The organism is Streptomyces sp. NPDC058796 (assembly GCF_042745235.1).
Taxonomy (GTDB): domain Bacteria; phylum Actinomycetota; class Actinomycetes; order Streptomycetales; family Streptomycetaceae; genus Streptomyces.
The window spans coordinates 584,353-604,461 of sequence record NZ_JBHYOP010000002.1 but is presented as its reverse complement, the minus strand read 5'-3'; the positions used below and the strand labels follow the sequence as shown (position 1 = coordinate 604,461).

The window sequence follows — 20,109 nt, the reverse complement described above, 5'->3', positions numbered from 1 at the left end:
ACGTGGAAGGGCGCCCGGTGCTCACCGGGCGCCCTTCCACGTGCCTGCTTCCGCTACCGCTCCTGCCGGTCCCCGCCCGGGAAGAGCGGGTTCTCCGGTTCCGTGGACACCCCGCCGGTGGGCGGTGCCTCCGACGACGGGCTGCCGGACGGCGACTGGGACGGCGACTGCGACGGCGACTCGCTCACCGGCGGCTCGGACGTCGGGTCCTCCGTCTCCGGCTCCTCGCTCTCCGGCGGCTCGGGCGACTCCTCCTGGGACGGCGACTGCGACGGCGACTCGCTCTGCGACGGGCTGGTGCTCGGCTTCACCGCGTTGCCCTGCTTGGTCTCCAGATCGAACTCGGTGACCTCGTCCATGACGCCGAAGGTGTACGCGGCCCAGATCTCCGCCGGGAAGCCACCGCCGTTGACGCGGTAGTCGACGCCGCCCGCCTTGTACATCGGGACCTGGGCGTGGGTCTTCGGGTCCTCGCCGAACAGGCCGACCGAGGTGACCAGCTCGGGCGTGTATCCGCTGAACCAGGCCGACTTGTTGTTGTCGGACGTACCGGTCTTGCCGGCGACCGTCTGGCCGTCGCGCAGCGGGTTCTCCCGCACGGACTTCCTGGCCGTACCGTCGTCGACCACGCCGGTGAGCACGGAGGTCACCGTGTCGGCGGCCTCACGGCTGATGACCTGCTCGCCGACCGGCTCGGGGAACTCCACCGTGCGGTCCTTGTGCTCGACCGACTTCACGATGGCCGGGGTGACCTTCTTGCCGTGGTTGTCGAGGGTGGCGTACACGCCGGCCATCTCCAGCGGGCTGGCGCCCATACTGCCCAGGGTCTGGGCGGGCACGGCCTGGTCGCCCTCGGTGTTCATGCCGAGGTCGGCGGCGACCTTCATGACCTGATCCATGCCGACGTCGACGCCCATCTGCGCGAAGACGGAGTTGACGGACTTGTTCATCGCCTCCTGGACGGTGATGTCGCCGTAGTCGACGTCGTCCTCGTTGGGCGGTGCGAAGCCGACCTCGCGGTCACCGTCCACGACCGGACGCTTGCTGGTGCCGTCGTAGACCGCGTTGGCCGTGATGGGCACGCCGTCCTGGGTCTCGGCGTCCTGGTCGACGGCCGCGGCGAGGATCACCGGCTTGAAGGTGGAGGCGGGCTGGTAGTCGTCGCGGGTGGCGTTGTTGGTGAAGTGCTTCACGTAGTCCACGCCGCCGTACATCGCCACGACGCCGCCCGTCTTGGGGTCGACGGATACGGCACCGGCCTGGACGTCGGCGTCGACGTCGCGCTTGTCGGGGTCGAGCTTGCTGGTGAGCTTGGCCTTGACGGCCTTCTCCAGCTCCGCCTGCTTCGCGCTGTCGATGTTGAGGGTGACGGTGTAACCACCGAGTTCCAGCAGGGCGTCGGCCTGCTTCATGTCCTCGGCGTCGCCCTGCGCGACCAGCTGCTTCTTGAGCTCGTGGTCGGCCGCCTTCACCAGGTAGCCGACCTGTCCCTCCATCCCGGCGGCGGCCTTGGGCTCCTTCGGCACCGGGAACTTCATGCCCTGGCGTTCGGACCGGCTCAGCCAGTCCTCCTCGACCATGTTGTCCAGGACGTAGTTCCAGCGCTCCTGGACGAGCTTCTTGCCGGTGTCGCTGGCGATCGCCCAGTCGTACTGGTTCGGTGCCTGGAGCAGCGCCGCGAGATACGCGCCCTGCTCGACCGTCAGGTCCTCGGCGTCGACGCGGTAGTAGGCCTGCGCGGCGGCCTGGATGCCGTACGCGCCGCGGCCGTAGTAGCTGGTGTTGATGTAGCCGGCCAGGATGTAGTCCTTGGACTTCTCCCGGTCCAGCTTCAGGGAGATCACCAGCTCCTTGAGCTTGCGTGTGACCGTCTGTTCCTGGGACAGGTAGTAGTTCTTGACGTACTGCTGGGTGATGGTCGAGCCGCCCTGCGCGCCCTTGCCGGAGAGCGTGTTGAGCAGGCCGCGCGCGGTGCCCTTGAGGTCGACGCCGGAGTCCTTGTAGAAGGTCTTGTTCTCGGCGGCGACGAAGGTGCGCTGGACCTCCTTGGGCACCTTGGCCAGGTCGACGATCTCGCGGTTGCGGTCGCCGGTGCGGGTCATGATGCTGCCGTCGCTGTACTTGTAGACGTTGCTCTGCAGCTCCGCCTCGGGATTTCCCTCGGGGATGTCGATCACCATGTACAGCACGATGAAGGCGCCCATGCCGAGCAGGCAGAGGCCGAAGAACGTGCCGAGGATCTTCTTCCAGGTGAAGAACCTGCGTATGCCGCTCTTCTGGCCGGCCCCCGAGGAACGGCGGGTTTTCGGCGCCGCGCGGCGGCCACCGCGCTGTCGCGCTCTTCTCTCTTCCGCTCGTCCCATGGGTCCGATCCGCTCCGCTTCCTTCATCTGTGGGCACGCCCTGCTCAGGTGTCACACAGGTTCGTCGCTCAGGTCAGCTCAGAAAGCTAACACCGGGAGATAAGACAAACGCCTGCCGATCCGGCCTTGTACGGACGTGAGAATCAGCACCTGTTCCCTAGGAACCGACGTGCGAGAGGGGTTGCAGGTTGCCGTTCGGGGGTAAAGTGTTATCACTTAGATAGACTCAGGATAGACACACGGGCGTGCTCGGGCGCGTCCGGCGAGAACGGGGGACCACTCATGCCCACGCACGACACTTCGCAGGTCAAGGCGGACGTACCTGAGATGCCGGCGCCACGGGTGCGCGAGACGCAGGCGCACAGCATCGGTGGCGGGATGGCGCTGCTGCTGGGTCTGGTGGGGCTGGTGGCCGGGGCCGGTCTGATCGCCGTCGCCACCGCGGTCTCGTCGGCCGGGGGCAAGGCGGCCCTGATCGTCGCGGGGATCGTGATCGCCCTGGCCGCCTTCCTCGCGATGTGCGGGCTGAACATGGTGGCGCCGGGTGAGGCCCGGGTGGTGCAGCTCTTCGGGCGGTACCGGGGGACGATCCGGCAGGACGGGCTGCGCTGGGTCAATCCGCTGACCTCGCGCACCAAGATCTCGACGCGGGTGCGGAACCACGAGACGGCCGTCCTGAAGGTCAACGACGCCTACGGCAACCCCATCGAACTTGCGGCCGTGGTGGTCTGGCGGGTGGAGGACACCGCGCAGGCCTCCTTCGAGGTGGACGACTACGTCGAGTTCGTCTCCACCCAGACCGAGGCGGCCGTGCGGCACATCGCGATCGAGTACCCGTACGACGCCCACGAGGAGGGCGGCCTCTCCCTGCGGGGCAACGCCGAGGAGATCACCGAGAAGCTCGCCGTCGAGCTGCACGCGCGCGTGGAGGCGGCCGGCGTGCAGATCGTCGAGTCCCGATTCACGCACCTCGCGTACGCGCCGGAGATCGCCTCGGCGATGCTCCAGCGGCAGCAGGCCGGCGCGGTGGTCGCGGCCCGGCGGCAGATCGTGGACGGCGCGGTCGGCATGGTCGAGGCGGCGCTCGCCCGGATCAGCGAGCAGGACATCGTGGAGCTGGACGACGAGCGCAAGGCGGCGATGGTGTCCAACCTGATGGTCGTGCTCTGCGGGGACCGCGCCGCCCAGCCGGTCCTGAACACCGGGACGCTCTACCAGTGACGGCCCGGTCCGAGGGAACGCCGTCCGAGCCGCCCGAGGAAGCCCCGCCCGAGGGTCCTGACCCGGGGGGCCGGGCCGCCCCGAAGCGCCGGTCGCCGCAGCAGCGCAAGCAGGTGCTGCTGCGGCTGGACCCCCAGGTGTACGAGGCGCTGGCCCGGTGGGCGGGCGACGAGCTGCGCTCGGCCAACGCCCAGATCGAGTTCCTGCTCCGCCGGGCCCTGGCGGACGCGGGCCGGCTGCCCGGCGACGCGGGACCGCTGCCCCGGCGGGGGCGCCCGCCGCGACACCTCGGGCCGGGGCCCACGCCACCGCCGTAGAGGAGTCGGTGAAGCCGCGTCACCGCACATCGCGGAGGCGCGGCTTCGGCCGTAGCGGAACCGTGACAATCGCCTCCGACCTGGGCTCACGCACGTGCGGCCACGATCTCTGCACTGCGCGTATACATAGGGCGTATACACCGTGTGTAGAGTGCTCGCATGTCCATCGGTCACACCCTCCTCGGGCTCCTGGAGTCCGGGCCGCGCCACGGTTACGACCTCAAGCGCGCCTTCGACGAGAAGTTCGGTCACGACCGGCCGCTCCACTACGGCCAGGTCTATTCGACGATGTCCCGCCTGCTGAAGAACGGCCTCGTCGTCGTCGACGGCATCGAGGCCGGCGGCGGCCCCGAGCGGAAGCGGTACGCGATCACCGACGCCGGGATCACCGACGTACAGCGGTGGCTCGCCACGCCCGAGAAGCCCGAGCCGTACCTCCAGTCGACGCTCTACACGAAGGTCGTCCTCGCGCTGCTCACCCAGCGGGACGCCGCCGACATCCTCGACACCCAGCGTTCGGAACACCTGCGCAGCATGCGCATCCTGACCGACCGCAAGCGCAAGGGCGACCTCGCGGACCAGCTCATCTGCGACCACGCCCTGTTCCACCTGGAGGCCGACCTGCGGTGGCTGGAGCTCACCGCGGCGCGCCTCGACAAGCTCCGTGAGGCGGTGGCCCGATGACTCCTCCCGCAGGTTCGCTGCTCTCGGCCGAGCAGCTGCGCAAGGCCTACGGCCCGACCCTCGCCCTCGACGACGCCGAGTTCTCCATCCATCCCGGCGAGGTCGTCGCCGTGATGGGGCCCTCCGGGTCGGGCAAGTCGACGCTGCTGCACTGCCTCGCCGGAATCGTCACGCCCGACTCGGGCACGATCATGTACGGCGGTCGGGAGCTGTCCGCCATGAGCGACGCCGAGCGCAGTGCGCTGCGCCGGTCCGATTTCGGGTTCGTGTTCCAGTTCGGGCAGCTGGTGCCGGAGCTGACGTGCGTGGAGAACGTCGCCCTGCCGCTGCGGCTGAACGGCACCTCCCGCAAGGAGGCCGAGCGGGCCGCACTGACCTGGATGGAGCGACTGGAGGTCGACGACCTCAAGAAGAAGCGGCCCGGTGAGGTCTCCGGCGGTCAGGGGCAGCGGGTCGCGGTGGCGCGGTCGCTGGTCACCAATCCCCGCGTGCTCTTCGCCGACGAGCCGACCGGCGCGCTGGACTCCCTCAACGGGGAACGCGTGATGGAACTCCTCACGGACGCCGCCCGCTCCACCAACGCCGCGGTCGTCCTGGTCACGCACGAGGCACGGGTGGCCGCCTACTCCGACCGCGAGATCGTCGTGCGGGACGGCAGGTCCCGGGACATGGAGCGGGTCGTATGAGCGTGCCCACGCGCGAGAGGCCGCCGAGCCTGTCCACGGGAGAGGCCCGCCGCGAGCGGGGCCGGGTCCGGGCGGTCGCCGCCGACCTGGCCATGGGAGTCCGCTTCGCCTTCACCGGCGGGCGCGAGGGGTGGACCCGGGCGGTGCTGACGGCGGTCGGCGTCGGGCTCGGCGTGGCGCTGCTGCTGCTGACGACGGCCATCCCCAACGCGCTCGACGTCCGGCACGAGCGGGAGGCCGCGCGCACCGACATCACCTTCACCGACGAGCGGCCGGCCAAGGCGGACGACACCCTCGTGGTCGCCAACGTCGGTTCGGACTTCCGCGACGACACCGTCCGGGGCCGGGCGATCGAACCCGAGGGGCCGCGGGCGCCGCTGCCCCCGGGGGTGGAGAGGTTCCCGGCCAAGGGCGAGATGGTCGTCTCCCCCGCGCTGAAGGAGCTGCTGGAGTCGGACTCCGGCGCGCTGCTGCGCGAGCGGCTGCCGGACCGGATCATCGGCACCATCGGGGAGGAGGGGCTGATCGGATCGGCCGAACTCGCCTACTACCAGGGCGCCGAAGGGCTCGCTCAGCACATCGACAGCGGCCGGATCGTCCGCATCGACCGGTTCGGGGATCCGAATCCGGCGTCCGAGCGGTCCGACCCGGTGCTGCTCCTGCTGATCCTCGTGGTCTTCGTGGTGCTGCTGATGCCGGTCGCGGTCTTCATCGCGGCGGCCGTGCGGTTCGGCGGGGAGCGGCGGGACCGGCGGCTGGCGGCACTGCGGCTGGTGGGCTCCGACAGCGGTATGACCCGGCGGATCGCCGCCGGTGAGGCGCTGGCGGGGGCGGTGCTGGGGCTGGTCTTCGGGGCCGGGTTCTTCATGATCGGGCGGCAGCTCGCGGGGACCGCCGAGGTGTTCCGCATCAGCGTGTTCCCGAGCTACCTCAACCCCTCGCCGCTGCTCGCCCTGCTGGTCGCGATGGCCGTGCCGGCGGCGGCGGTGCTGGTGACGCTGTTCGCGCTGCGCGGGGTCGTGATCGAACCGCTCGGCGTGGTGCGCGCGGGCCGGCCGCCCCGGCGCCGGCTGTGGTGGCGGCTGCTGCTGCCGCTGGCCGGTCTGGCGATGCTCTACCCGATGATCGGCGACGGACGGGACAACGGCGACTTCAACCAGTACCTGGTGACCGGCGGTGTCGTCCTGCTCCTGGTCGGCGTGACCGCGCTGCTGCCGTGGATCGTGGAGGCCGTCGTCGCCCGGCTCGGTGCCGGTGGCGTCGCCTGGCAGCTGGCCGTGCGCAGGCTGCAGCTGAGCAGCGGAACGGCGGCCCGCATGGTCAACGGCATCGCGGTGGCCGTCGCGGGCGCGATCGCGCTGCAGATGCTCTTCGCGGGGGTGGAGGACGACTACACCCGGTCCACCGGGCAGGACGTGTCGCAGGCGCAGATGGAGGTGGTCCTGCCGGACGGGATGCCGGTGACGCGCGCGACCGGCGAACTCCGTGACACCGAGGGCGTGACGGCGGTCTACGGCTACTCCGAGGGCTACCTCGGCGACCGCGCCCAGAGCCCGGACAACGGCTCGACGCTGACCGTGGGCGACTGCGCGTCGCTGCGGGAGATGGCCGAGCTGCCCTCCTGCGAGGACGGGGACGTGTTCGTCGTCCACGGCGCCGAGTGGGACGCCGGGGAGGACATGACCAAGCTGGCCACGCCGGGACGGAAACTGTACGCGGACCCGACCTACGAGCAGAGCCCCAAGAGCCTGGAGATCCCCTGGACGGTGCCGCAGGACGTGAAGGCGGCGAAGCCGCGTCGCGGTCTGCTCGCCGGGGTCGACCGGGGCGGCTTCCTGGTCACGCCGAAGGCGATGCCGGACGCGCTCGCGCCGGCCCTGACCGGGCACGCCTACCTCAAGCTGGACGAGTCGGTTCCGGACGTGCACGACCGGGTGCGGAACACCGCGGTGGCCGTCCATCCGCTGGCGGACGCCATGGTGTGGACGGCGACGGAGCGCACCGGCCGGTTCGACGCCATCCGCACCGGTCTGTTCGTCGGGGCGGCGTGCGTGCTGGCGTTGATCGGCGCGAGCCTGCTGGTCTCGCAGCTGGAGCAGCTGCGGGAGCGGAAGAAGCTGCTGTCGGCCCTGGTCGCCTTCGGCACCCGGCGCCGCACGCTGAGTATGTCGGTGCTCTGGCAGACCGCTGTCCCCATCGTGCTGGGCCTGCTGCTGGCCATGGTCGTGGGCCTGACGCTGGGCACGGTCCTGCTGAAGATGACGAACACCCCGGTTCGCGTCGACTGGGCCGGCGTCCTGTCGATGACCGGCATCGGCGCGGCGGTCGTCCTGGTGGTGACCCTGCTGAGCCTGCCACCGCTGCTGCGGCTGATGCGACCGGAGGGGCTGCGCACGGAGTAGGGCCGCGACCCGCACGAACGGCCCGGGCGGGCAGTCGGGTCGTCCGCCCCGGGCCGGGTGGCCCGGGGCGGACGACCCGGGGCAAGCAATCCGAGACGGGCGGTCGGATGCAGACGACCCGAGGCGGGCGGTCGGGGCCGGATCAGGCCACGACCGTCCGCACCGGCAGGTCCGTCATCGCCTCCCGCAGCGCCCCCGCCAGTTCCTCGTACTCCGCGGAGCGGGCCGCGCCCGTGCGCATGGCGAGGGCGATGCGGCGGGTGGGGGCCGGGTCGGTGAAGGAGCCGGTGAGGAGCTGGCTGGAGCGGGAGGTCTCCACGCGGACGGCCGTGCGCGGCAGCAGCGTCACGCCCAGGCCGCCCGCCACCAGCTGCACCAGCGTCGACAGCCCGGCGGCCGTCGTGGTCGCGGGGACGTCCGCGCGGCCGGCCTCCCGGCAGATGTCGAGCGCCTGGTCGCGCAGGCAGTGGCCCTCGTCGAGGAGCAGCAGGTTCAGCTCGCGCAGCACCGAGCGCTCGATGCCCTCCCGCCCGCCGAGCCGGTGGTCGAGCGGCGTGACGAGCACGAAGTCCTCGTCGAAGAGGGGGAGTTCGGTGACGCCGGGGACGCCGAGCGGCACCGCCAGCAGGAGCAGGTCGAGACGGCCCGAGGACAGCCCCTCCAGCAGGCTCGCCGTCTGCTCCTCGTGGACCTGGAGGTCCAGGTCCGGGTAGCGGTCGTGCACCAGGCGCAGCACGGTGGGCAGCAGGTACGGGGCGACGGTCGGGATGACGCCGAGCCGCAGCGCGCCGGTGAACGGCGCCCGCACCGCCTCCGCCTCCTCCAGCAGCGCGCCCACCTCCGCCAGTACCGCCTTCGTCCGCACCGCGAGCCGCTCCCCCGCCGGAGAGAGCAGCACCTTACGCGTCGTACGCTCCAGGAGGGTGACACCCAGTGCCTCCTCCAGGGCTGAGACGGCGCCCGAGAGCGCGGGCTGGCTCATGCCGATCGCGGCGGCGGCGTCGCGGAAGTGCAAGTGCTCGGCGACCGCCGCGAAAGCCCGCAGCTGGGCGAGGCTGGGCTGCCTCTTCTTGCCCGACATTAATAGCCACCTCCGATCAACTCGACCGAGTGTAGCTATTTCCGCAATCAATGCACCCTGTGCCAACATCAATAACGTCCAACCCATGGGAAACACTCGCAAAACGGGTGTTTTCTCGCTGCGTTTTTTGGAGAGCGTGTGCTCACTGTCGGTGACAAGTTCCCCGAGTTCGATCTGACCGCCTGCGTCTCGCTGGAGAAGGGCAAGGAGTTCGAGCAGATCAACCACAAGACCTACGAGGGCAAGTGGAAGGTCGTCTTCGCCTGGCCCAAGGACTTCACCTTCGTGTGCCCGACCGAGATCGCCGCGTTCGGCAAGCTGAACGACGAGTTCGCCGACCGTGACGCCCAGATCCTCGGCTTCTCCGGCGACTCCGAGTTCGTGCACCACGCCTGGCGCAAGGACCACCCGGACCTGACCGACCTGCCCTTCCCGATGATGGCCGACTCGAAGCACGAGCTCATGCGTGACCTCGGCATCGAGGGCGAGGACGGCTTCGCGCAGCGCGCGGTGTTCATCGTGGACCAGAACAACGAGATCCAGTTCACGATGGTCACCGCCGGCTCCGTCGGCCGTAACCCCAAGGAGGTCCTGCGGGTCCTCGACGCCCTGCAGACCGACGAGCTCTGCCCGTGCAACTGGAGCAAGGGCGACGAGACCCTGGACCCGGTCGCGCTGCTGTCGGGAGAGTGAGCTGACATGTCGCTCGACTCCCTGAAGTCCGCCGTACCGGACTACGCCAAGGACCTGAAGCTCAACCTGGGCTCGGTCATCGGCAACTCCGACCTCCCGGCGCAGCAGCTGTGGGGCACCGTGCTGGCGACCGCCATCGCCTCGCGCTCCCCCATCGTCCTGCGCGAGCTGGAGCCGGAGGCGAAGGCGAACCTCACGCCCGAGGCGTACTCGGCCGCCAAGTCGGCCGCCGCGATCATGGCGATGAACAACGTCTTCTACCGCACCCGGCACCTGCTGTCGGACCACGAGTACGGCACCCTGCGCGCCGGTCTGCGGATGAACGTCATCGGCAACCCGGGCGTCGACAAGGTCGACTTCGAGCTGTGGTCCTTCGCGGTGTCCGCCATCAACGGCTGCGGCATGTGCCTGGACTCGCACGAGCAGGTGCTCCGCAAGGCCGGTGTGGACCGCGAGACGATCCAGGAGGCGTTCAAGATCGCCGCCGTGGTCGAGGCCGTCGGCGCCACGCTGGACGCGGAGGCCGTGCTGGCCGCCCAGTAGTCCCCTGCGGGAGGCCGCCCACGCACGACGACGGGCCCCGCTCACCGACTCGGTGAGCGGGGCCCGTCGCGTCGCCGCGCCGGTGCCGGTGCCGGTCGGCGGTCGCCGCTACGCCGGTGAAGCGCCCGCGGGCGGCCCGTCTCCCGTGTCCTTCGCCGTGTCCTTCGTCATGGTGGTCGACGTGTCCTTCGTCGGCGCTTCCGTGCCCGTGTCCGCGGCGGACCCGGAATCTCCCGCGCCGCCGGAACCCACGGAGCCCCCCGCCGTCGCCGGGGACGCGTCCGCGGACGTCCCGCCGCGCGGGTTCGGCGCCTGTCGTACGGCGGCCTCCCGGGAGTACGCCCGCAGATAGCCGACGACGGTGTTCGTCACCGCCACCAGCGGTACGGCGACCACCGCGCCGCCGATGCCGGCCACCATGCCGCCCGTGGCCACCGACAGCACCACCGCCAGCGGATGGACCCGCACCGCGCGCCCCAGAATGAACGGCTGGAGGATGTGGCCCTCGATCTGCTGCACCGCCAGCACCACGACGAGCGTCATGACGGCCGCGAACACGCCCTGCGTCACCAGCGCCACGACCACCGCGAGCGCCCCCGAGATCACCGCGCCGACCAGCGGGATGAAGGCGAACAGGAAGATGAACACGGCCAGCGGGACGGCCATCGGCACGTCCAGGAAGTAGATGCCGAGGCCGATGAAGATGGCGTCGATCAGCGCCACGATCACCGTGCCGCGCACGTACGCGGTCAGGGTCCGCCACGCGCGCGGACCGGCACCGGCCACGCCCGGCCGGGCCGCCGCCGGCACCAGCTTCAGCGTCCACTGCCAGATGCGCTTGCCGTCGTAGAGCAGGAAGAGCGTCGAGAAGGCGGCCAGCAGGATGCCGGTGAGTGCCTCGACAACGACCGTGACGCCCTCCAGACCGGCGGACGTTATCTGGTCGGTGTTGGCGCCGACCGCCTCGCGCAAATTCTTGGCGATCTCGTTGATCTGCTTGTCGGTGACGTGGAAGGGGCTGTTCAGCAGCCAGTTGCGCAGTTCGTCGATGCCGTCCTGGACCTGGTCGGAGAGGTTGTCGATGTTCTCCATGACCTGCCAGGTCACGAACCAGCCGATCAGCCCCATCACCACGAACCCGAGGATCGCGGTCAGCGCGGTGGCCGGCCCCCGCGGCACCCCGAGCCGCCGCAGCCGTGCCACGGTCGGCTGGAGCAGCGCCGTGATCAGCAACGCGGCCACGAAAGCCAGCACCACCAGCTGGACGGCGCTGATCACCCGCATCAGCACCCACACGGTCCCCGCGAGGACCAGCAGCCTCCACCCGGCCTCCGCGGCGACCCGTACGCCCCAGGGGACGGCCTGCGCGGGATCGGGGCGGCTGTGGACCACGAGCTGTGCCGTGGCGTGCTCGGTCGACGTGTCCTGCGGCGACGGCGGCGCGTGGTGGGCGGCCGGTGACGGTTCGCCGTCGGGGCCCTCTCCGCGCGCCTCCTCGCGGCGCTGCTCCAACCGCCTGCTCATCTGCGTCAGTCCGGCGCCGAGCCGACCGAGCCACCCTGGCACTCGCGACATGATCCGTCCTCTTCCCCCGTCCTTCCCCACCACTCCCCCCTGGAGTCGTTTCGGTCCGACCGTACAACGCGGGCACGCGAAAGCCCCTCACCGAAGGACGGCGAGGGGCTTCACGAGGTTGAGCGGTGGGGCGGCCGGCCGGTTCCGGACCGGCCGGGCGGTGCCTGGCGGGGCTCAGTACCAGTGGTTGGCCTGCCAGAAGGCCCAGGCGTCACACGGGCTGCCGTAGCGGTTGTCCATGTAGTTGAGGCCCCACTTGATCTGCGTGGCCGGGTTGGTCCGCCAGTCGGCGCCCGCCGAGGCGTACTTGCCGGCCGGGAGGGCCTGGAAGAGGCCGTAGGCGCCGGAGGAGGGGTTGACGGCCTTGTAGTTCCAGCTGGACTCGTGGTCCACGATGTTGCTGAAGCACTGCCACTGGCCGCTCGGCACCATCTGACGGGCCATCGCCTGGATCTGGCTGGTGCTGTAGGAGCTCTGGACGGCGAAGCTGGTGGCCTCGCGCTGGGCGTCGCGGCTGGCCGCTTCCTTCTCCGCCTCGCGCTTCTTGGCCTCCTCGGCCGCCTTCTTGGCCTTCTCCTGCTTGGCCACGGCGGTCTCGGCGGCTGCCTTGCGGGCCGCCTCCTCGGCGTCCTTCTTGGCGCTCGCGTCCGCGGCGATGGCCTGCGCGTCGGCCTGCTGCGTCAGGGACGCGGTCTGCACCTGCGCCTGCTCGCCCATGGGGATGTCCGCAAGCAGCGTCGTGCCGGCTGCTGTGGCTTCCGCGTCGTTGTTCTGCGCGGTGCTGCCCGAGGCAACGCCGACGACACTTCCGACAGCGGTGACCGCCGTGGCCGAGGCCACTGCGAATCCCCGGACCGAGATCCGGCTCACACGGTTTCCTTCCAGCATCGCCCGCTTCGGTGACCCTCGCGGACGCAATCGTGCCCCTGACGCTGGCCTCCCCAACTACGGGTCACGGGAGGCACGGGCCCGGTGGACAACTCCCCGCAAGGGGAGCGCCGCGTGGTGCTCGGGCGGCATACGACGCTGCTATGGAGTTGAGACTGGTGCTTCTGCGGTGTCGCCGTACCGCTGGGGGTACGGCTGTGTCGTATGCGGGGCCTGACAGGAACGAGACTCTGCCGTAACCCGACGGGGTGAGGCAATTCTGTGTTGCGTGTGAAAGCTCACATCCCGTTTGCCCCAGGGAGTTTCCGGAAACCCGCACACGCCGAGGCGCCGCCCGGCTAGGCTCTTCGCCTTCCGGACGGCGCCAGGGTCACGCGGTACCTCTCAGATGTGGCCGTCCTCCAGCATTTCGGTCACGAGCGCCGCGATCTGCGACCGCTCGGACCGGGTCAGGGTGACGTGCGCGAAGAGCGGATGCCCCTTCAGCTTCTCGACGACGGCGACGACGCCGTCGTACCGCCCCACCCGCAGGTTGTCCCGCTGCGCGACGTCGTGGGTCAGTACGACCCGCGAGTTGGCCCCGATGCGGGAGAGTACGGTCAGCAGGACGTTCCGCTCCAGCGACTGGGCCTCGTCCACGATCACGAACGCGTCGTGCAGCGAGCGCCCGCGGATGTGGGTGAGCGGCAGCACCTCCAGCATGCCGCGCGCGGTCACCTCCTCGATGACCTCCCGGCTGGTGACCGCCGACAGCGTGTCGAAGACCGCCTGCGCCCAGGGGCTCATCTTCTCGGCCTCGGAGCCGGGCAGGTAGCCGAGCTCCTGCCCGCCCACCGCGTACAGCGGCCGGAAGACCATCACCTTCTGGTGCTGCCGCCGCTCCAGCACCGCCTCCAGCCCCGCGCACAGCGCCAGCGCCGACTTGCCGGTGCCGGCCCGGCCGCCCATCGACACGATCCCGACGTCGGGATCGAGGAGCAGGTCGAGCGCGATCCGCTGCTCGGCGCTGCGGCCCTTGATGCCGAACGCCTCCCGGTCGCCGCGCACCACGCGGACGCTGCCGTCGGGCGTGACCCGGCCGAGGGCCTTGCCGCGCTCCGACTGGATGGTCAGGCCGGTGTGCACGGGCAGCTCGGCGGCCTCCGGGACGTAGACCCGCCCTTCCTCGAAGAGGATGTCCACCTGCTCGCCGGGCAGCGTCAGCTCGGACATGCCGGTCCAGCCGGAGGCGTCCGTGATGGCGAGCTCGGCGCGGTACTCCTCGGCGAGCAGGCCGACGGAGGACGCCTTGATCCTGAGCGGGAGGTCCTTGGACACAACGGTGACGTCGTATCCCTCCGCCTGGAGGTTGCGGGCGACCGCGAGGATGCGGGAGTCGTTGTCCCCCAGGCGGTAGCCGGTGGGCAGCACGCTGGGGTCCGAGTGGTTGAGCTCGACACGGACGGTCCCGCCGAGATCGCCGATCGGGATGGGGGCGTCGAGGCGACCGTGCCGTACCCGGAACTCGTCGAGCAGGCGCAGTGCCTGCCGGGCGAAGTAGCCGAGTTCGGGATGGTGCCGCTTGGCCTCCAGCTCCGTGACCACGACGATCGGGAGCACGACCTCGTGCTCGTCGAAGCGGCTCAGGGCGCTCGGATCGGCCAGCAGGACGCTGGTGTCGAGAACGTAGGTGCGCCTGTCTGGCTTGTGGCGCTTTGCGCTGGTCACCACGGAAGGACGTACCCCCTCGGATGAGGTCGGGGAGCGACGGAGTGGACGCTGGGCCGGGAGAGCGGGAACGGACCGACCGGTCGACGACCGCCCTGCACTGACGAGTCGGCCGGTCGACGGCCGCCCCGGACGGGCGCGGGCCGCGAGCCGGCCCTCCGCCGCGTCTTCCGTGCCGTGACCGCACGGTGGGGCTGGTGCAAAGGGCCTCCCGGGCGGACGGCTCCGTGCCGTCCGCTGAGACACGACACCCGTGGTTCGGGCGTCGACCTGCTTGGTTTATGCCCTCGAACAAGCGCCGCCATGCCACGGCACAGAACGACGCACCGGTGAACTCCTCATGACGTGCGCCCCTCGGGCGCTCGCCGGGCACCCCTCCCGAATGCGGGCAGAAAAACGGGCCGGTCCGTGGGGGGGAGACGGACCGGCCCGAGGGGGGGTTTCCACCATAACCCTTCGTAAGGGATGCCGCGCGCATCGGCATGCCACAACTACTCTCCGAAATCGCCCGGCGACGCCCGGGTAGCCATGGAAGCGCCCATTCCGCCGTGAATCATGGCCAGAACAGAGCGGGCGACAGGGAGAAAACCGTGCCCCCGGCGCACTGGAGGGGCGGTTCGCCGGCATCCCGCGCGCGCCGGCGCCCGCACGGCGGACCGCCCGCGCTTCCCTCCACCGGGTGACCCCGCCGGCGAACCCCCGCTTGACCGGGCACCGCGCAGCCCCCTCCACTGCGCGGTGCCACACGCGCAGCTTTGCTCACGCGAATTACCTGACATGAACTTACGCGATCGGGCGGAGCGGATTCGGCGCGAGAAGGACAACGATGAATAACGATGTGGAAACCCTGTGAGGATCACCGGGTGATTCCGCACCCTCCCTCCAAGCGCGCGGATATTTGCGAAGGTGTGCCACTTATGCCCAGAAGGTCCCGCACGACCCCGTGTCCGCGAAAGCCACCGCCGATTCATCGAGGCAACGCACTGGCCTACTGCTCCCCTAACGTCACCTCATGACGAAGAGGACGGTTGTCACTTGGGACGCGGCGAGCGCACGGCGTCTCGAACGGCAGTTCCTCGCCAACTCCGCCCGAACGGGCACGCCGGTCACCGAAGCGGCCGATGCGATGCTCGGCGTCCACGCCCAGGTCCTCTCCGCGGCGGAGTTGTCGGTCGGCATCCGGGTCGACGGCGTGACCCGGACGGACGTACGGACCGCGCTGTGGCCGACCGGATCGCCCTCCGCTCCGCCCTCGCTGATCAAGACCCACGGCCCGCGCGGCACCGTTCACCTGCTCCCGGCCCGCGACCTGCCCATGTGGTGCGCCGCGCTCCCCGCCGTCCCCGCCGGACCGGCCTCCTTCCCGCCCGGCACACGCCTCACCGACACCCAGGCCGCACAGGTCGTGACGGCCGTCGGCGACGCACTGAACGGTGCCTTCCTCACCATCGACGAACTGGGCGATGAAGTCGTCGCCCGCACCGGTCCCTGGGCCGGCGACCTGGTGATGCCCGCCTTCCAGACCTTGTGGCCGCGCTGGCGCCAGGTCCTGCACCGGGCCGGCCAGTGCGGCGCCCTGTCCTTCGGCCCCGACCGCGGCCGCAAGGTGACGTACACCCGCCCGCCGCACTTCACCCCGCTGCCCCCGCAAGAGGCGCTGCACCTCCTCGTACGCCGCTACCTGCACGCCTACGGCCCGGCCACCCCGCAGCACTTCGCCAGGTGGCTGGCGGCTCCGCCCGCCTGGGCGCGGACCCTGTACGACGACCTGGCCGATGCGGGACAGATCGAGGAGGTCGACTTCGAGGGAACACCGGCGTGGGTGGCGGCGGGCGACACGGACTTCCCGCGCGGCAGCGAACGCGACGGCCTGCTGCGCGGGCTGCACCTCCTGCCCTACTTCGACGCGTACCTGATCGCCGCGCAGCCACGGGAGCTGCTCTTCCCCGAAGCCGCGTACCGGCGGGCGCTGGCGGGCGGGCAGGCGGGCAACTACCCCGTGCTGCTGGTGGACGGGGTCGCGGCGGGCGTGTGGCACCAGCGGCGCCGGGGACGGCGTACGACCGTCACGGTCGAGCCCCTGGGACGACGACGTCTGACGGCAGCCCGGCAACGGGAGCTGGAGGCACGGGTGGAGCGGGTGGGAGAGGTGCTGGAGGCACGGGCGGAACTGGTGGTGGGCGAGGTGACGACCGGCCCCCACGCGTGATCGACGGTGTCCCGTCGCTCCCTACTGACGCGGTTTCCGGATCTCGAAGAGGTGCCGCGCGCTGTGGGCCACGAAGGGCCCCTCCGCCTCGATGCGCTCGTGCATCTCCCGCAGCCGGTCCCGGCACGCCTCGACGGTGAACCCCGGGACCATCCACACGACCTTGCGCAGGAAGTGGACGACGGCCCCGACGTCATGGAACTCCATCCGCAGCCGCTCCGCCCGCAGGTCGACGACCTCCAGCCCGGCGCCCTCGGCGTCGGCGCGTTCCCGGTCGGGGTGCCGCTCGTTCCGGCTCGCCTCCGGCTGCGGCCCGAGGAAGAACTCGACGACCTCGAACACGCTGGCCGGCCCGACATGCTGGGCGAAGTACGTACCGCCGGGTGCGAGGACGCGGGCGATCTCCGACCAGTGCGGCACGACGGGATGCCGGCTCACGACCAGGTCGAAAACCCCGTCAGCGAAGGGGAACGGCGCGTCGTCGGGCGAGGCGACCACGGGGACGCCGCGGGGCCGGAGCAGCTCGGTGGCCTTCGCGACGTTGGGCGGCCACCCTTCGGTGGCGACGAGGAGGGCGGGCCGGCCGGGCGCCGCTGCCCCGAGGGCGAAGTCCAGCACCTCCCCTCCCCCGGTCTGCACGTCCAGCACCGCACCGGCCCCGGCGAGCCGCCCGCCCAGGGAACGGGCGTACCCCCAGGAGGGCCGCGCCTCGGTGGCCCGCCCCTCGAACCAGGAGAAGTCCCACCCTTCGGTGGGGACGGCGGCGCCTTCGGCCACGAGGTCGTCGAACGTGCGGGGGGCTGGGGGCGCCATGGGTGTCCCATCGGTATCGGTGCGTGGGGGGACGGAAGTAGGGGAGAGGAGACGAAAGGAAGGAGAGAGGAGAGAAGGCGGCGCTTCACGCCACCAAGGGGCGGACCTCCTCGGCGGCGAACCGCACGAAGCCCTCCGGATCCGGTTCGTCACCCGTCGGCTGGAGGATCACGGAGTCCGCGCCGGCCTCGGCCAACCGCCGCACGGCCCCGGCAACGGCCTCCGCGTCCCCCGCGACACCAAGACCCGGAACCTCCTCGTCCCCCTCGGCGACCAGCTCGGCCCGCAACCGCTCGTGGGCGTCGGCTCCGGTGGCGGCGAGGAGATAGACGACGACCCTGTGCGCGCCCGTCCGCCCGGCCGACGCACGCCCCTCGTCGATCAGCCGCCGGGCCCGGCGTACGCCGTCCGGCGGGGTGGACGCGGTGAGAACGGTCCCGTCGGCGGCCTCACCGGCCAGCCGCAGCGAACGGGGGCCGGTGGCGCCGGCGAGCACCTCGACGCCCTGTCCAGGAGGCCAGTCCAGAGCCACGCCGTCGAGCCGGACGTACCGCCCCTCGGTCGTCACCCGCTCCCCTGCCAACAGGGCCCGCAGGGCGAGAAGGTGCTCCCTCAACAACGTGACGGGCGACTCCACCCGCGCCCCGACCTGCCCCATCCAGTCCTGTACACCGTGGCCGACGCCGAGGATCGCGCGGCCGGGGAACATCCGGTGCAGGGTGGCGGCCTCCATCGCGGTGATCGCCACGTTCCGCAGGGGCACGGGCAGCAGCCCGACCCCGACCCGCACCCTCTCGGTCCACGCGAGCGCGGCGGCGGCCGTGGAGATCCCACCCTCCCGGAAGCAGTCCTCCCAGAGCCACAGCTCCTCCAGCCCAGCCTCATCGGCGACCCGGGCGACGGCACGCAGCCGCTCGGGGGCGAGCTGGGGGCGGAACACGGCGCCGAGTGCGGTCTTTGGCGTCATGGGGGTCACGGGGGCAACGGGGGTCATGGAGGTCTTCCTACCCGCGTGCCCGTCCACCGGACAACCGCTTTACGGGGCGTCCCCATGAGCTTCCGTCAGCGGTTGACTGCCTGGATCTCCTGGACGACGACGTCCTGTGTGGCACCGAACGTGCCGTCGGGGAGGTCACCGCCCGCGCCACCGCTGCCAGTCCAGTGGATCTTCCAGGTAACCGTCGCCTGGAGCGGGTACGTGCCGTCACCCGAGGATCGGAGATACTTCACCCCGCACGGCGGTGTGTCGTTCGCCTTGCCCCTCTCGTACGGCTCACCGATACGGCCGTCGTTGATCTCGCAGACACCCGAGGCCGGGTAGACCTCCGCGTCCGGCGTGCCCGGCTCGATCTCCAGCGAGACCGGTTCCGCCGTGGCCGTCGCCTCGACACCGATCTCCTCCACGGACGCGGTGACGGAGACCGGCTTGAACTCGGCACCGTCGAGCCATGCCCACGTCGGGAGATTGACCTTGGTGGCCTCCGCGGGGGCGAGTGTCACCTCGGTTCCGGGTACGCGGATCTCCGCGTAGGCGAGTTCGGCGAGGACCTCGGGGGTTACGGCGTTCTCCATCTCGGCGGGAGGGGCGTCACCCGTGTCCACCCAGAAGTAGTCCTCATCGCAGGAGTCCCAGCCGGGCGGGTAGCTCTTGTTGACGTAAGAGCCCCACCAGTAGCCTTCGCCGGCCTTGTCCTTGTTGAAGCCCTTTTCCTCGTCGTTGGCGTTGTACTTCTCCCGCTGCTTGGCGTCCCACTCATACCCCGTGGAGCCGGCTTCCCAGATCGGCTCCAGGTAGTTCTGCAACTGCTCGGGGGTGTACTTGGGGGCGTACCAGCAGGGAGGCGGGCTCCAGGACGTGGATGACGTCAAGGCTCCGGTCGAGTCGCCGCTGCCGTTCTTCGAGTGGTCGAAGACGACGCCGCCGACGGTGACGGCAACGGTGCCTTCGCCGTCGGCTTCCACCTGTTGCTGCGTGGACCCCCGGGTACCACCCTCACCACGTCCGCCGGCGAGCGCAGTCGGGGCGGCAAGCAATGGAACGCTGACAAGCGCGACAAGCGTCGCAGCCCTCAAGCCCTTGCTCACGGCTGGCATGCTTCGCTCCCCCGGTCCGAAGCGATGTCGGTGGTCTGCCAAACGTCCTTGTTGTTCTTCGTGAGCTTCGTGTTGTAGAGGACATAGCTGTCCGACGACGTCGGCGTTTCTTCGACCTTTCCTGTCTTCTTATCCTTGATGAACGACTTACTCTCGTCCGAGCAGTAGGTCACGTAGGCCTGACCGTCCTTGACGATGTTCACCTTGTAGTCGAAGTACCGGGTTTCGCCGACCCACGTGTTTTTCTTGTCGACGTACCCGAGGACATAGGTGATCGAGTCATTGAGGGCTGACTCGGTGTTGTAGTAGCCGAGGGCCTCGGTGTCTGTGCTGCCCTTGAAGATGGCCTCGTCGACAGAGTCGACACTCAGCGTGCTGTCCCTGAGGGCCGCGTCCTTCGTCGCATCTCCTGTCTTCTCGTACTCGAAGACGTTCTTGGCGTCCGAAGGAAACGTGATCTCCGGACGGCCGCCGGTGTCCGACGTGCGAGGGCTCGGGGAGACCGACGGAGATGAACTGCCCGTGTCCGCCCCCGCGATCTTGTCATTGTCGCCGGGGGCGCTGTCGTCGCCTCCGCACGCGGACAGCGTCAGTGCCGCTGCGGCGGTCAGCGTGAGCGCTGTGAGGAGGGTGGGGCGGCGGCGAATCACGGTCGGCTCCTGGTGGGACGAGGCTTCTCTCGAGCGAAGCAACGCTATCCACGGAGATCGGAGGGCACCAGGGTGGAACCTGTCTCCGCCCGGGGCTCACGGGACTAAATCAGCCTTACGTGTGCCTTCTTGGGCAGTAACGGTTGCGTAACGCGTGAGCGCGGCTGCAAAGGAGCCACGCGG

General features: G+C 70.4%; 17 protein-coding genes. 8 read left to right on the top strand and 9 right to left on the bottom strand.

Annotated features, from left to right (window positions below; all coding sequences use genetic code 11):
• Window positions 1–53 precede the first annotated feature (53 nt).
• Complete coding sequence (locus ACFW47_RS08080) at window positions 54–2,363, bottom strand: transglycosylase domain-containing protein (protein WP_386286973.1); 2,310 nt, start codon at window positions 2,361–2,363, stop codon at window positions 54–56.
• A 282-nt stretch (window positions 2,364–2,645) separates the two neighbouring features.
• Between ACFW47_RS08080 and ACFW47_RS08075 the strand changes: the two genes are divergently transcribed.
• The 5 genes from ACFW47_RS08075 to ACFW47_RS08055 all read left to right on the top strand — a co-directional run bounded on the left by ACFW47_RS08075 (window position 2,646) and on the right by ACFW47_RS08055 (window position 7,673).
• Complete coding sequence (locus ACFW47_RS08075) at window positions 2,646–3,584, top strand: SPFH domain-containing protein (protein WP_386305165.1); 939 nt, start codon at window positions 2,646–2,648, stop codon at window positions 3,582–3,584.
• Entirely contained in the window at window positions 3,581–3,901 is a 321-nt protein-coding gene (locus ACFW47_RS08070) for a hypothetical protein (RefSeq protein ID WP_386286976.1), read from the top strand. The genes ACFW47_RS08075 and ACFW47_RS08070 overlap by 4 nt, the downstream gene beginning before the upstream one ends.
• Window positions 3,902–4,060: 159 nt before the next feature.
• Window positions 4,061–4,585: a PadR family transcriptional regulator gene (locus tag ACFW47_RS08065; protein ID WP_386286977.1), complete on the top strand. Its 525-nt coding sequence runs from the start codon at window positions 4,061–4,063 to the stop codon at window positions 4,583–4,585.
• Window positions 4,582–5,271, top strand: a complete 690-nt coding sequence (locus ACFW47_RS08060; protein WP_386286978.1) for an ABC transporter ATP-binding protein — start codon at window positions 4,582–4,584, stop codon at window positions 5,269–5,271. Before ACFW47_RS08065 ends, ACFW47_RS08060 begins: the two co-directional genes overlap by 4 nt.
• A gap of 92 nt (window positions 5,272–5,363) precedes the next feature.
• A complete protein-coding gene (locus tag ACFW47_RS08055; protein ID WP_386305244.1) occupies window positions 5,364–7,673 on the top strand; it encodes an ABC transporter permease in 2,310 nt (769 codons plus the stop codon).
• Window positions 7,674–7,815: 142 nt separating this feature from the next.
• Here ACFW47_RS08055 and ACFW47_RS08050 read toward each other — a convergent pair whose 3' ends face one another.
• Window positions 7,816–8,754 carry a LysR substrate-binding domain-containing protein gene (locus ACFW47_RS08050; RefSeq protein ID WP_386286980.1) on the bottom strand — a complete coding sequence of 313 codons (939 nt, stop codon included), beginning with the start codon at window positions 8,752–8,754 and terminating at the stop codon, window positions 7,816–7,818.
• A 138-nt stretch (window positions 8,755–8,892) separates the two neighbouring features.
• Between ACFW47_RS08050 and ACFW47_RS08045 the strand changes: the two genes are divergently transcribed.
• On the top strand, window positions 8,893–9,447 hold the full coding sequence (locus tag ACFW47_RS08045) for a peroxiredoxin (protein WP_100049627.1): 555 nt from the start codon (window positions 8,893–8,895) through the stop codon (window positions 9,445–9,447).
• 6 nt (window positions 9,448–9,453) lie between these two features.
• Complete coding sequence (locus ACFW47_RS08040; RefSeq protein WP_217246645.1) at window positions 9,454–9,990, top strand: alkyl hydroperoxide reductase; 537 nt, start codon at window positions 9,454–9,456, stop codon at window positions 9,988–9,990.
• 108 nt (window positions 9,991–10,098) lie between these two features.
• Here the strand turns inward: ACFW47_RS08040 and ACFW47_RS08035 are convergent, their stop codons facing one another.
• From ACFW47_RS08035 to ACFW47_RS08025, 3 genes are all read right to left on the bottom strand, one after another.
• On the bottom strand, window positions 10,099–11,565 hold the full coding sequence (locus tag ACFW47_RS08035; RefSeq protein WP_386286981.1) for an AI-2E family transporter: 1,467 nt from the start codon (window positions 11,563–11,565) through the stop codon (window positions 10,099–10,101).
• A gap of 174 nt (window positions 11,566–11,739) precedes the next feature.
• Entirely contained in the window at window positions 11,740–12,435 is a 696-nt protein-coding gene (locus ACFW47_RS08030; RefSeq protein ID WP_386286983.1) for a transglycosylase SLT domain-containing protein, read from the bottom strand.
• 402 nt (window positions 12,436–12,837) lie between these two features.
• Window positions 12,838–14,163: a PhoH family protein gene (locus tag ACFW47_RS08025; RefSeq protein ID WP_386286984.1), complete on the bottom strand. Its 1,326-nt coding sequence runs from the start codon at window positions 14,161–14,163 to the stop codon at window positions 12,838–12,840.
• A gap of 1,009 nt (window positions 14,164–15,172) precedes the next feature.
• On the opposite strand from ACFW47_RS08025, the gene ACFW47_RS08020 reads away from it, so the two are divergent.
• Window positions 15,173–16,369, top strand: a complete 1,197-nt coding sequence (locus tag ACFW47_RS08020) for a winged helix DNA-binding domain-containing protein (RefSeq protein WP_386286986.1) — start codon at window positions 15,173–15,175, stop codon at window positions 16,367–16,369.
• 21 nt (window positions 16,370–16,390) lie between these two features.
• On the opposite strand, the gene ACFW47_RS08015 is transcribed toward ACFW47_RS08020, so the two are convergent.
• The 4 genes from ACFW47_RS08015 to ACFW47_RS08000 form a co-directional block, all read right to left on the bottom strand.
• Window positions 16,391–17,182 (bottom strand): methyltransferase domain-containing protein, encoded by a 792-nt coding sequence (locus tag ACFW47_RS08015; RefSeq protein ID WP_386305163.1) that lies wholly within the window; start codon window positions 17,180–17,182, stop codon window positions 16,391–16,393.
• Window positions 17,183–17,267: 85 nt separating this feature from the next.
• Window positions 17,268–18,149: an LLM class flavin-dependent oxidoreductase gene (locus ACFW47_RS08010; protein WP_386286989.1), complete on the bottom strand. Its 882-nt coding sequence runs from the start codon at window positions 18,147–18,149 to the stop codon at window positions 17,268–17,270.
• A gap of 95 nt (window positions 18,150–18,244) precedes the next feature.
• Entirely contained in the window at window positions 18,245–19,276 is a 1,032-nt protein-coding gene (locus tag ACFW47_RS08005; RefSeq protein WP_386287197.1) for a hypothetical protein, read from the bottom strand.
• Complete coding sequence (locus tag ACFW47_RS08000) at window positions 19,264–19,926, bottom strand: hypothetical protein (protein WP_386305161.1); 663 nt, start codon at window positions 19,924–19,926, stop codon at window positions 19,264–19,266. The genes ACFW47_RS08005 and ACFW47_RS08000 overlap by 13 nt, the downstream gene beginning before the upstream one ends.
• Window positions 19,927–20,109: the final 183 nt, after the last annotated feature.

Coding starts and splice junctions, on each gene's coding strand:
- ACFW47_RS08010 (WP_386286989.1), bottom strand. CDS start 18,149: ATGACGCCAAAGACCGCACTCGGCGCCGTGTTCCGCCCCCAGCTCGCC.
- ACFW47_RS08040 (WP_217246645.1), top strand. CDS start 9,454: ATGTCGCTCGACTCCCTGAAGTCCGCCGTACCGGACTACGCCAAGGAC.
- ACFW47_RS08020 (WP_386286986.1), top strand. CDS start 15,173: ATGACGAAGAGGACGGTTGTCACTTGGGACGCGGCGAGCGCACGGCGT.
- ACFW47_RS08005 (WP_386287197.1), bottom strand. CDS start 19,276: ATGCCAGCCGTGAGCAAGGGCTTGAGGGCTGCGACGCTTGTCGCGCTT.
- ACFW47_RS08050 (WP_386286980.1), bottom strand. CDS start 8,754: ATGTCGGGCAAGAAGAGGCAGCCCAGCCTCGCCCAGCTGCGGGCTTTC.
- ACFW47_RS08035 (WP_386286981.1), bottom strand. CDS start 11,565: ATGTCGCGAGTGCCAGGGTGGCTCGGTCGGCTCGGCGCCGGACTGACG.
- ACFW47_RS08065 (WP_386286977.1), top strand. CDS start 4,061: ATGTCCATCGGTCACACCCTCCTCGGGCTCCTGGAGTCCGGGCCGCGC.
- ACFW47_RS08060 (WP_386286978.1), top strand. CDS start 4,582: ATGACTCCTCCCGCAGGTTCGCTGCTCTCGGCCGAGCAGCTGCGCAAG.
- ACFW47_RS08055 (WP_386305244.1), top strand. CDS start 5,364: ATGGGAGTCCGCTTCGCCTTCACCGGCGGGCGCGAGGGGTGGACCCGG.
- ACFW47_RS08080 (WP_386286973.1), bottom strand. CDS start 2,363: ATGGGACGAGCGGAAGAGAGAAGAGCGCGACAGCGCGGTGGCCGCCGC.
- ACFW47_RS08015 (WP_386305163.1), bottom strand. CDS start 17,182: ATGGCGCCCCCAGCCCCCCGCACGTTCGACGACCTCGTGGCCGAAGGC.
- ACFW47_RS08075 (WP_386305165.1), top strand. CDS start 2,646: ATGCCCACGCACGACACTTCGCAGGTCAAGGCGGACGTACCTGAGATG.